This window comes from Pseudomonas sp. NPDC087346 (assembly GCF_044744235.1).
Lineage (GTDB): Bacteria > Pseudomonadota > Gammaproteobacteria > Pseudomonadales > Pseudomonadaceae > Aquipseudomonas.
The window spans coordinates 3,416-13,935 of the sequence record NZ_JBIUXX010000093.1 but is presented as its reverse complement, the minus strand read 5'-3'; the positions used below and the strand labels follow the sequence as shown (position 1 = coordinate 13,935).

Sequence of the window (10,520 nt, the reverse complement as noted above, 5' to 3'; positions counted from 1 at the left end):
TTGGCCAATAGTTCTTCGTTTTTCATGTCCGGGACGACGGCGTACATCGTGCTGGGTTTGCGTGGAGGCCGAGTGCTGCCGGGGCAGAGGTAGTGGTCGAGCGCGCGGTCGGCAGCTTCGTGGAGTTTTTTTGAGTCGATGGATTCGTAGGGGGAAGTGGGGTCGGTTTCAGGCGGGTTGGGTGTTGGTTTGATCATGGTAAAGCTCCTTGAGAAGTGGAGCCGTCAACTTTCGCTGCTAAACGAATAGGGTGGCGGCTGTACGCGGGTTAGCAGACCAGGCTCAAGGATCCCGGCGCACCGAAGTGCCCCACGCAAAGCCGCCATAACGTAATGGCGGGACTCGCGTGCCTTGAAAATTGCCGAGCTGCTAAACCCGATCGCTGATTCGTCAGCGACCGACCCACAATAGAACCCGCCCTCAAGGCGCACAAGCCGGCCGATTCTGGCGTACGTGTAGGCAAAGGCGCAAGGATGCGTGGCTTTGCGGACATGCTTTTAAACACTATTCAACGGTGGTGTCGAATTGGCCTTAAACAAAAAAACACTCTCCCGGTTGAAGAGGGGGAGCACGCGTGGAGCTGGTAAATAGCGTTACAGCTGAACTCTCAATATTCTGGAGAACAAGCGCTTTTCGCCGCTGATATTGCGTGTGAGCGAGTAGTTTATGTAGACCATTTTTCCTTTGTTTTCAGTTATCCAGAGTGGTGGGATTTGAAAGGTCAGGTCTTGGCCGGTTTGGGCGGTCTGATTGGCAGAGTCGCGTTTGATAACACCTGATAAGCGCACCCTGACTGAATGTCCGGTCAACAAGGCTGGGTAGCGGACTGTAACCTGGGTTCTATCGCCCGTGATTTGCGGTGCGGGCAGATCTATGACTTGGGGGTCTACTTTCAAATTCAGAATTCTCGATCGCTCGATCGCGCCATCAGGTTGGATGCGGCGTACGGTGTAATTCAATGCGACTGTGCTGTTGATGGAGTCGATCACTTCTCTTCTGGGTATTTGAAATAACAAGGGACCAATGGTTGTGACTGTGGTGATGGGCAAGTCATAGGTGACGCGTCCAGCCCAGCGTGCTCTGACTGAATTGCCTTTAGCCATATTGGCGTATTCAGGGATTTCCAGAGTAACGAAGTCGCTGGTGTAAATATCATCCATTTTTAAGTGGTCACCCTTTTCACCATAAGCTTCTTTGAGTTTTGGGGCGGGTAACGTTCGGATAATGTAGCTTCGAACAGGAAAATCGGCGGCAGCGCGTTCATCTTGGCTAGTGCCTATGACCGCTTTGAATATTATGCGCAGGACGCTGAGCTCTTTTAAGTCCCGCATGTTTGCGTAAGTAACATTTCTTGTGTAATAACCATTTTTTACCCAACGGGAATTTGTATGCGAGCTCGGTGGTTTCCATAGGGTGGCATTATAAGGTTGTCCATTGGTCCTTGTGCCTTCCAGGCGTAACCATACGGCTTGGTTTGTTGCAATGTCTGGCCAGGTACCAACGCGAATGATGGCGCCCCCCTTGATCTTTTCCAGGTCTAACTCGGAATCGGTAATGCCGTTTATCACAGGTGCGGGTGTATTTCGGGTAGGGGGAGCAATCGCTTGATCACTCTCGAAGTACTCAAATCTGGCATTGCTTTCGGGTGTGCTTGGCAAGGTCATTGAAATGATGGGAATAACAATTTCGGTCAGTTCGAAAAATTTCCTTTGGTCGTTTTTGGCGAGTTCCAGGCCGGCTGTTTTTGATTTCAAATAGAAGAAGGCTTCAATCGGAAGTTTTTTCGGGATGTTCTGCGCCCAAATCATAAACTTGAGATCGTTAGGCGTATCGAATGCGGCAGGCGAAGCCAGGTTTCCACCTCGCAACCCTTGATAAAAATTGGCAGCTGCCGAGTTGCCTGCGCTGTTCGAAACACCAAATCCGCAGGCACCCCGATTGCCAGACAGCCGGAAATGGTCCAGCCATTGTTCCCCTGTCTGGATGCTCTGAAGTTCGCAGGGCATGCTGGTCTTGGGGTAACCGCTGTGCGCCCCGCATCCGCGATCTGCCCGCAAGTCGGACTGACCGTCGACCGGAAAGAGGCACAATGCTTCTATCTTGAGGGTGCCAAGGGGTAAGTTGACTTCCGGGTAAAATATGAAACCGTGGCTGTAGTTGAAGGCCAGTCGTTTGACGTTATAGTCCGACCTGAGAAAGGTAAAGGAAACGCCTCCTACACGTTCAGCTGTTGCGCTGGGATCCCAAGTGTTATATCCCGCCCCGGACCCGGTACCTCTGAGAATGATGCCGCTGCATTTAAAACTTGGCTGTGAGTCGCTTCCACAGTCCTTGCGCGTGTCGTTATAGCGACGAGTCAGTTCGCTCACCAATATAGAGCCTTTGGTTTCTGCCCGGCTGTTCAGACTCTGACTTGGTTGTTGTTGTTGTTGTTGTTGTTGTTGTTGTTGTTGTTGTTGTTGTTGTTGTTGTTGTTGTTGTTGTTGATCGAGCGGGTCGTGGGCGGAGCTTTCGGCTCCATATTGATCTCCCAGTGCGCAACTCGTCAGGCTCAACATCAAGAGTGCTGCAGTCAGTGTTCTCATTTCCAGCTCCCGGCAGTCCCGTTCTAGGTTCCCTCCGCTTTATGATGCGGAGTGCCCATTAGGATTGGAGCTTGGGAGAATCACAACTGTCAGAACTAACAGGTGCCGATAATATTCTGACCAGTGGTCCTTACTGGCAGCCCCGACTGCTGAAGTCCTGACGGTGCCGCTTGTCTGAAACGATTCCATACCTGTTAGTTCTGACAGTAGACGTGGGTTTTTTTTGGTTGCTTCATACCGTTTGGAGGTTTTTTGCAGGCGGGCGCCTGTCGAGGAAGCCTCTTCCTGCTCATGTTAGGGGTATGAATATGAACGATGTAAGCTACAGGCAGCTCAGTAACATGAGGCTGACATTTGTATCTGGCACGCTTGAGCAAAATGCTAAAAGAAATGTCCTCAGTTATACGGTGGCGTTCAGGCTGTCGCTCGATTTTCTCAACTTTGTAGTGATGACCGAACAGTTCATTCCTGGCTATCTGAATAACCGGTTCAATGCCATTCGGCCAGAGTTGCGCGGGCTTGCATATCACCACTCCTATGACTATTTTTCCGATGCGGCTGGCAACATCCATACCAGTGAGGCGCTTTTTAAAGTGTTCGCCAATCCTGATTATTATTTCGATGACTGGGCTACGGCTGAATTGCAGCATCGATACAACAAACCCGCATTTCAATATCTTAATGGCGACTTGCAGATCACTGCACGGCGGGATTATCGGTGGACGGACAAGCGCGAAATCGACATCAAGGATCTGCCGACAATCCCGTTTGACTGGATGCTCAATGTGATGGAGGGGCACCAAAGCAATGACTCTTCGAAAGCGCCCGCCACCGTTGTATTGCTCGGATACGCAGCACCGGATATGGTCGACGTCGCAGGAGTGCTAATGCGCAAAGGCACGCGCTACATGAACGGCAGTGAACTGCAAATTGGCGTCATCAGCGAAGCGCAAATCCTCACCGCTTGAAAACACAAGATCGCAGCCTTCGGCAGCTCTGGCAGGGGATCGAACTCTTTCTGTTAAAGCTGCAGCAGGCTGCGATCTTTTTTTGCCCGCGCAACAGTTGGAAGATTTCTCGCGGTAGCGGTCGTGCACCTCCTTTTGGCGTCAAAAGGTTCGATGCGTCGGCGGTGCTGTCATCCGACCTTGATGGCCTGCCGCGAATTGCCCATGAACCGCTTGAGCAAGCTAGTGGTGTCGTTACTGTTGTCACAGACCGTCTGTCGAAAGGTGTTCATTACCTGTCAGGTTTGACAGTTGTGGCCATGCAGCTTTGAGCGTTCCATGTGGATTCCTTTGACGCACAGGAATGCACTCATGAGCACTCTCACAGAAAAACCTCCGTTCGCCCTCACTGTTGAAATTCCAGGTAAGCAACGGGCCATTGAGTTGAATGATCCTTCGGTCAAATATGCTGTTCGGCGCGGGTTTTACCCGAACGAAGGCGTGATCGTTGGCGTGCACAATCACTTTGCTCAGGCGGGCAGCGAAGTCCAGCTGATTTTGAACGACCATGTGGTCGCAACTTATATCGTCAAGGCTGAGGAGACTGGCAACGCCATCCCGTTTCGAGTTTCGGCGGAGCAACTTCCTTGTGGCGCTCACTTACTTCGTATTCAGATCAAACAAAGCGGTGCGGTTATGCGGCAAGGCACGCATCAAGCTATGGTGCGCGTGAAAAGCATGCCGCTATCGCACTTTGGAGTCGACGTGACTGCAGAGGATGATCGCCATTATGCGAGCATTGATGTGAGTCTCGAGTCTTGTGTAGGTGTACAGCAAACCGCAGATGACCTATTTCACTTTTTTGGTGGATATGAGCCGGCGCTGTTCAGTCCCGACGAAGAATTTATATATGTCTCGGGGGATGATATTAAAAAAATTGAAACTAAGACGCACAAAGTTATTAAAACTTACAATGTGGGTGGTATGAGGTTCGGAGGTTTTAGCTCAAATCAAAGTTCTTTATATCTGACGTCTTGGTCTTTCCCTGATATTTATGTCCTCGACCTGTGTGAGGGAAGCTCCAAGCCAGTCATCGAAATTGGGCGAATGTCTTCCGGTCTGGTAGTCAGTCATGACGGAGAACAACTTTTTGCTGTTGCTAGGGTTCCCTGGGGAGTTGAAAGCTCTTTACTTGTTGTCGATGCGCAATCGCAGGAAATTGTAGAAAAAATCGAGGTTGGCCTTGTTTCTAATTCGATTGTGTTAAATCCCTTCAGAGAAGAAGTTTATGTTGGCTGTCTGGGACAGCAGGGCAAGAAAGAGGGCGTTTTCCTGGTCAATACAACCACGTATAAAGTCACGCATCTACCGGTAAAAAATCCTTGGAGTATGGTCCTCAGTTCAAATGGTGAAGAGCTTTACGTGTTCGGTGAAGATAGAGTTACAGTCATTGATACGGTTAATAATGGAATAAAGGGGGTTTTCAATGTGTATGCAGAATTACTGACGGTCAGTGCTGACGGCAAGCTGGTTTACTGCTGCAACTCTCAACAAAGTTTTATTTCGGTTTATGAGTCGCAGGGTTTTAAGTTTATTCGGAACGTTGAAATACCAATGAATAATGTCCGGGCTTTGTCGACGCAAAAGAGCGATGGTGGTATCTGGGTGATTTACGGTTAAATCCATTGGTTGGAGTTTTCTCCATGATCGGCAGTGAACTGCAAATTGGCGCCATCAGTGAGGCGCAAATCTGCACTGCTTGAATACACAAGATCGCAGCGTTCGGCAGCTCCAGCATGGGATCGCATTTCCCTGTTGCAGCTGTCGGAAGCTGCGATCTTTTTTTGCCTGCGCAAAAGTTGGAAGGTTTCTTGCAGTAGCCGCCGTGCGCCTCTGTCAGGCGTCAAAAGTTTGCTTTAAAGGAACGGGGAAAACCGGTGGATCGCTCTCAGTTAATCAACAACGCCCGCACGAACATTGCCGACCTCAGTCGAGGCAATCTGGGCGTGCCGTTGTTGCTGCTGGTCATGCTGGCAATGATGATGTTGCCGGTGCCACCGTTCTTGCTGGACGTGTTCTTCACCTTCAACATTGCGTTGTCGATTGTCGTCCTGCTGGTCTGCGTTTACGCCTTGCGGCCGCTGGATTTTGCGGTGTTCCCGACCATTCTGCTGGTGGCGACGCTGCTGCGGCTGGCGCTGAACGTGGCCTCGACGCGAGTGGTAATGCTCCACGGTCAGGACGGCCACGCCGCTGCCGGTAAGGTGATCCAGGCCTTCGGTGAAGTGGTGATCGGCGGTAACTACGTGGTTGGTATCGTGGTCTTCGCGATTCTGATGATCATCAACTTCGTCGTAGTGACCAAGGGTGCCGGGCGGATTTCCGAGGTGAGCGCACGTTTCACCCTCGATGCGATGCCCGGCAAACAAATGGCGATCGACGCCGACCTCAACGCTGGCCTGATCGACCAAAACCAGGCCAAGTCGCGCCGTTCGGAAGTCGCCCAAGAGGCTGAGTTCTACGGTTCGATGGACGGTGCCAGCAAGTTCGTGCGCGGTGACGCCATCGCCGGCCTGCTGATTCTGTTCATCAACCTGATCGGCGGCATGGCCGTCGGTATCTTCCAGCACAACATGAGTTTCGGCGATGCCGGTCGGGTTTACGCCTTGCTGACCATCGGTGACGGTTTGGTGGCGCAATTGCCATCACTGTTGTTATCTACAGCGGCAGCGATCATGGTGACCCGTGCTTCCGGTTCGGAAGACATGGGCAAACAAATCAATCGCCAGATGTTCGCCTCGCCGAAAGCGCTGGCGGTGGCGGCCGGTTTGATGGCGGTCATGGGCCTGGTGCCGGGCATGCCGCACTTCTCGTTCCTGAGCATGGCTGCACTGGCTGCCGGTGGCGCCTACCTGTTCTGGAAGAAGCAGAACGTTGCCAAGGTTGTCGCGCTGGAAGAGGTCAAGCGTCAGCAGGAACTGCTGCCATCGCCGGCCCGCGCCATGGAAACCAAAGAGCTGGGCTGGGATGACGTGACGCCAATCGACATGATCGGCCTCGAAGTCGGCTATCGCCTGATCCCGTTGGTGGATCGCAATCAGGGTGGTCAGTTGCTCGCGCGGATCAAGGGCGTGCGCAAGAAGCTCTCGCAGGATCTGGGCTTCCTGATGCCGACTGTGCACATTCGTGACAACCTCGACCTGGCGCCGAGTGCTTACCGCCTCACGCTGATGGGGGTGATCCTGGCCGAAGCGGAGATCTATCCGGATCGCGAGCTGGCGATCAACCCGGGCCAGGTCTACGGCACGCTCAACGGCATTACCGCCAAAGATCCGGCTTTTGGTCTGGAAGCGGTGTGGATCGAAGTCAGCCAGCGCGCACAGGCACAATCGCTCGGATACACCGTAGTGGACGCCAGCACCGTGGTCGCGACCCACTTGAACCAGATTCTGTACAAGCACTCCAGTGAGCTGATCGGCCACGAAGAAGTGCAGCAACTCATGCAATTGCTGGCCAAAAGCTCGCCGAAACTGGCAGAAGAGCTGGTGCCGGGTGTGGTCTCGCTGTCGCAATTGCTCAAAGTCCTGCAAGCGTTGCTCGCCGAACATGTGCCGGTACGCGACATTCGCAGTATTGCCGAAGCCATCGCCAACAATGCCAGCAAGAGTCAAGATACCGCCGCATTGGTGGCCGCAGTACGCGTCGGCGTATCTCGCGCCATCGTCCAAAGCATTGTAGGCACTGAGTCCGAGCTGCCTGTGATCACCTTGGAGCCAAGGTTGGAACAAATATTGCTCAATAGTCTGCAGAAGGCAGGACAAGGCTCGGAAGAGGGCGTTCTGCTGGAGCCAAGCATGGCCGAGAAGCTGCAGCGTTCGCTCATCGAAGCGGCGCAGCGTCAGGAAATGCAAGGTCAACCGGTCATCCTGTTGGTAGCCGGCCCGATTCGCGCGATGCTCTCGCGCTTTGGTCGACTGGCAGTCCCCGGGCTGCACGTATTGGCTTATCAGGAAATACCGGACAACAAGCAAGTGACGATCGTTGCGACAGTAGGGCCCAACGGCTGAGGTAGTGGTTCATGCAAGTTAAGCGTTTTTTCGCCGCCGATATGCGTCAGGCCATGAAGCTGGTTCGTGATGAGCTGGGCGCTGATGCCGCCATCATTGGCAACCGCCGCATTGCCGGCGGTGTCGAGCTGACTGCGGCGCTCGATTACAAGTTGTCGGCGCTGGCCCCTCGGGTTCCGAACATGGAACTCGAAGACGAGTTGCGCAAGACGCAGTCGCGCATCGTCACTGCCCAGGCCGAACTGAGCATGCGTGGCGAAGCCGACGGCAATACCAATCGCCAGTTGTTCGCCGGGCTGCCGTTGACGGCCGGCCTGCCGCTGACCGCTGCCGAGCCATTGACCGAACCGACTTACGCCGCGCCAGCGCGTCCAGCTCCGGCGCCGGCATCTGCCGCTGGTGGTGTCGATCCGCGTGCGTTCGACTCGATGCGTTTCGAACTCAACAGCCTGCGTGAACTGATGGAAGTCCAGCTCGGTACGCTGGCCTGGAATCAGATGCAGGGCAACCGCCCGGCGCAGGCCAATCTGTATCGTCGCCTGCAACGCATCGGTCTGTCCGGCCCGTTGTCGCGTGACCTGCTGGCGATGATCACTGATATTGACGAGCCTCGTCAGGCCTGGCGCATGTTGCTTGCGCACCTGGCGCGGATGATCGCCGTACCGGAAGTCGAGCCACTGGAAGAGGGCGGCGTGATTGCCATGGTCGGCCCTGCCGGCATGGGCAAGACCACCACGCTGGCCAAACTCGCTGCGCGTTATGTGCTCAAGTACGGCGCGCAGAATGTCGCGCTGGTGAGCATGGACAGCTTCCGCATCGGTGCTCAGGAACAACTGAAGACGCTGGGCCGAATCCTCAACGTATCGGTAACCCACGTTGATCCGGGCCAGTCGCTGGTACAGGCGCTCGATCCGCTGCTGCGCAAACGCGTGGTGCTGATCGATACCGCCGGCCTGCAAGCCAGCGATCCGGCACTGCGCATGCAGCTGGAAAGTCTGGCTGGTCGCGGCATCCGTTCAAAAAATTATCTGGTCTTGGCAACCACCAGCCAGAAACAGGTTCTAACCGCCGCTTATCACAGTTACAAGCGTTGCGGGCTCGCCGGGTGCATCCTGACTAAACTGGATGAAACGGCAAGTCTCGGCGAAGTGTTGAGCCTGGCGATCAGCCATGAACTGCCGGTTGCGTACCTGACCGATGGCCCGCGTATTCCAGATGATTTGCATCTGCCGCGCCGTCATCAACTGGTCAGCCGTGCTGTCAGCGTGCAAATGCAGGAAGAACCCAGCGAAGAAGCCATGGCCGACATGTTCGCTGATATCTATCACAGCCCGACCAAGCAGGTAGGCTGAGGTATTCATGAACAGTTTTTGTACCTACATCGATGGTCTGCCATGCATTGTTCCGTTTGTGAACGCGCAGCCAGTAATGTGGCCTCCGTCTATGCAAGACAAGGTAAAGAAATAACATGGGCAGCATGCATCCCGTACAGGTGATCGCGGTGACCGGCGGCAAAGGTGGCGTCGGCAAGACTAACGTGTCAGTGAACTTGTCTCTGGCTCTGGCAGAGCTTGGCCGTCGGGTCATGCTGCTGGACGCCGATCTGGGACTGGCGAACGTCGACGTTCTGTTGGGGCTAACCCCGAAACGCACCTTGGCCGACGTCATCGAAGGCCGCTGCGAGCTGCGCGACGTATTGTTGCAAGGCCCCGGCGGGATTCGTATCGTGCCGGCCGCTTCCGGCACACAGAGCATGGTTCACCTGAGCCCGGCGCAACATGCCGGCCTGATTCAGGCGTTCAGCGACATCGGCGACAACCTCGACGTACTGGTGATCGACACCGCTGCGGGTATTGGTGACTCGGTAGTCAGTTTTGTTCGCGCGGCGCAGGAAGTGTTGCTGGTGGTCTGCGACGAGCCGACCTCGATCACTGACGCCTACGCGCTGATCAAGCTGCTGAACCGCGATTACGGCATGAACCGCTTCCGCGTGCTGGCCAACATGGCGCAGAGCCCGCAAGAAGGCCGCAACCTGTTCGCCAAGTTGACCAAGGTCACGGATCGCTTCCTCGACGTCGCCTTACAATACGTCGGCGCGGTGCCTTACGACGAAAGCGTGCGCAAGGCTGTGCAGAAGCAGCGTGCGGTCTATGAAGCCTTTCCGCGTTCCAAGTGCGCGCTGGCGTTCAAGGCAATCGCACAGAAGGTCGATACCTGGCCGCTGCCCGCCAACCCGCGCGGCCACCTTGAGTTTTTCGTCGAGCGCCTCGTGCAGCAAACGGCAGGGCCCGTGCTATGACCGCAAGCGGTATGAATTACTACAAAAAGTCGGCACGTGACGCGCAGTACGAGTTGATCGAGCGTTACGCGCCACTGGTCAAACGCATCGCCTATCACTTGCTGGCGCGTTTGCCGGCGAGTGTGCAGGTTGAAGACCTGATTCAGGCCGGGATGATCGGCCTGCTCGAAGTCTCGACCAAATACGACGCCAGCAAAGGCGCGAGTTTCGAAACGTACGCGGGCATTCGAATCCGCGGCGCCATGCTCGATGAAGTACGCAAAGGGGACTGGGCACCACGTTCGGTTCACCGCAATACCCGTATGGTCAGCGACGCAATTCGCTCGATTGAAGCTAAAACCGGCCGTGATGCTAAAGATCACGAAGTTGCGGCCGAACTCCAATTGAGTCTCGACGATTACTACGGGATTTTGAATGACACGCTGGGCAGCCGGCTGTTCAGTTTCGACGACCTGTTACAGGACGGCGAACATGAAGGGCTGCACGAGGATGGCGCCAGTGCTCATCTAGAGCCGTCACGCGATCTGGAAGATGAACGCTTCCAGGCAGCGCTGGCGGACGCGATTGCCAATTTGCCGGAGCGTGAGCGACTGGTGTTGGCGCTGTACTACGACGAAGAGCT

At 54.8% G+C, this 10,520-nt stretch carries 8 protein-coding genes and 1 pseudogene; 7 read left to right on the top strand and 2 right to left on the bottom strand.

The annotated features are described in order from the left end of the window. Window positions 1-197: pseudogene (locus ACIOZM_RS29625) on the bottom strand (hypothetical protein); the annotation flags it as partial. Window positions 198-593: 396 nt separating this feature from the next. Continuing rightward, window positions 594-2,585, bottom strand: coding sequence for a hypothetical protein (locus tag ACIOZM_RS29620; RefSeq protein ID WP_401220718.1), 1,992 nt, complete (start codon window positions 2,583-2,585; stop codon window positions 594-596). Between the two features lie 308 nt (window positions 2,586-2,893). Here ACIOZM_RS29620 and ACIOZM_RS29615 point away from each other — a divergent pair, with 308 nt between their 5' ends. The 7 genes from ACIOZM_RS29615 to ACIOZM_RS29585 form a co-directional block, all read left to right on the top strand. Then, complete coding sequence (locus tag ACIOZM_RS29615; RefSeq protein WP_401220715.1) at window positions 2,894-3,553, top strand: hypothetical protein; 660 nt, start codon at window positions 2,894-2,896, stop codon at window positions 3,551-3,553. Next, entirely contained in the window at window positions 3,550-3,864 is a 315-nt protein-coding gene (locus ACIOZM_RS29610; protein WP_401220714.1) for a hypothetical protein, read from the top strand. Before ACIOZM_RS29615 ends, ACIOZM_RS29610 begins: the two co-directional genes overlap by 4 nt. Before the next feature lie 40 nt (window positions 3,865-3,904). Then, on the top strand, window positions 3,905-5,212 hold the full coding sequence (locus tag ACIOZM_RS29605; RefSeq protein WP_401220713.1) for a hypothetical protein: 1,308 nt from the start codon (window positions 3,905-3,907) through the stop codon (window positions 5,210-5,212). Between the two features lie 257 nt (window positions 5,213-5,469). Further along, a complete protein-coding gene (gene flhA / locus ACIOZM_RS29600) occupies window positions 5,470-7,599 on the top strand; it encodes a flagellar biosynthesis protein FlhA (RefSeq protein ID WP_401220710.1) in 2,130 nt (709 codons plus the stop codon). 11 nt (window positions 7,600-7,610) lie between these two features. Next, window positions 7,611-8,951 (top strand): flagellar biosynthesis protein FlhF, encoded by a 1,341-nt coding sequence (gene flhF / locus ACIOZM_RS29595; RefSeq protein WP_401220707.1) that lies wholly within the window; start codon window positions 7,611-7,613, stop codon window positions 8,949-8,951. 116 nt (window positions 8,952-9,067) lie between these two features. Beyond that, entirely contained in the window at window positions 9,068-9,898 is an 831-nt protein-coding gene (gene fleN, locus ACIOZM_RS29590; RefSeq protein WP_003222917.1) for a flagellar synthesis regulator FleN, read from the top strand. Then, window positions 9,895-10,520, top strand: a 626-nt coding sequence (locus tag ACIOZM_RS29585; protein ID WP_401220704.1) for an RNA polymerase sigma factor FliA, incomplete at its 3' end; no start/stop codon positions are given. The genes fleN and ACIOZM_RS29585, both read left to right, overlap by 4 nt.

What these genes read in the sequence shown, in the direction of transcription:
- ACIOZM_RS29620 (WP_401220718.1), bottom strand. Translation starts at nt 2,585, where the DNA reads ATGAGAACACTGACTGCAGCACTCTTGATGTTGAGCCTGACGAGTTGC.
- ACIOZM_RS29615 (WP_401220715.1), top strand. Translation starts at nt 2,894, where the DNA reads ATGAACGATGTAAGCTACAGGCAGCTCAGTAACATGAGGCTGACATTT.
- ACIOZM_RS29605 (WP_401220713.1), top strand. Translation starts at nt 3,905, where the DNA reads ATGAGCACTCTCACAGAAAAACCTCCGTTCGCCCTCACTGTTGAAATT.
- flhF (WP_401220707.1), top strand. Translation starts at nt 7,611, where the DNA reads ATGCAAGTTAAGCGTTTTTTCGCCGCCGATATGCGTCAGGCCATGAAG.
- fleN (WP_003222917.1), top strand. Translation starts at nt 9,068, where the DNA reads ATGGGCAGCATGCATCCCGTACAGGTGATCGCGGTGACCGGCGGCAAA.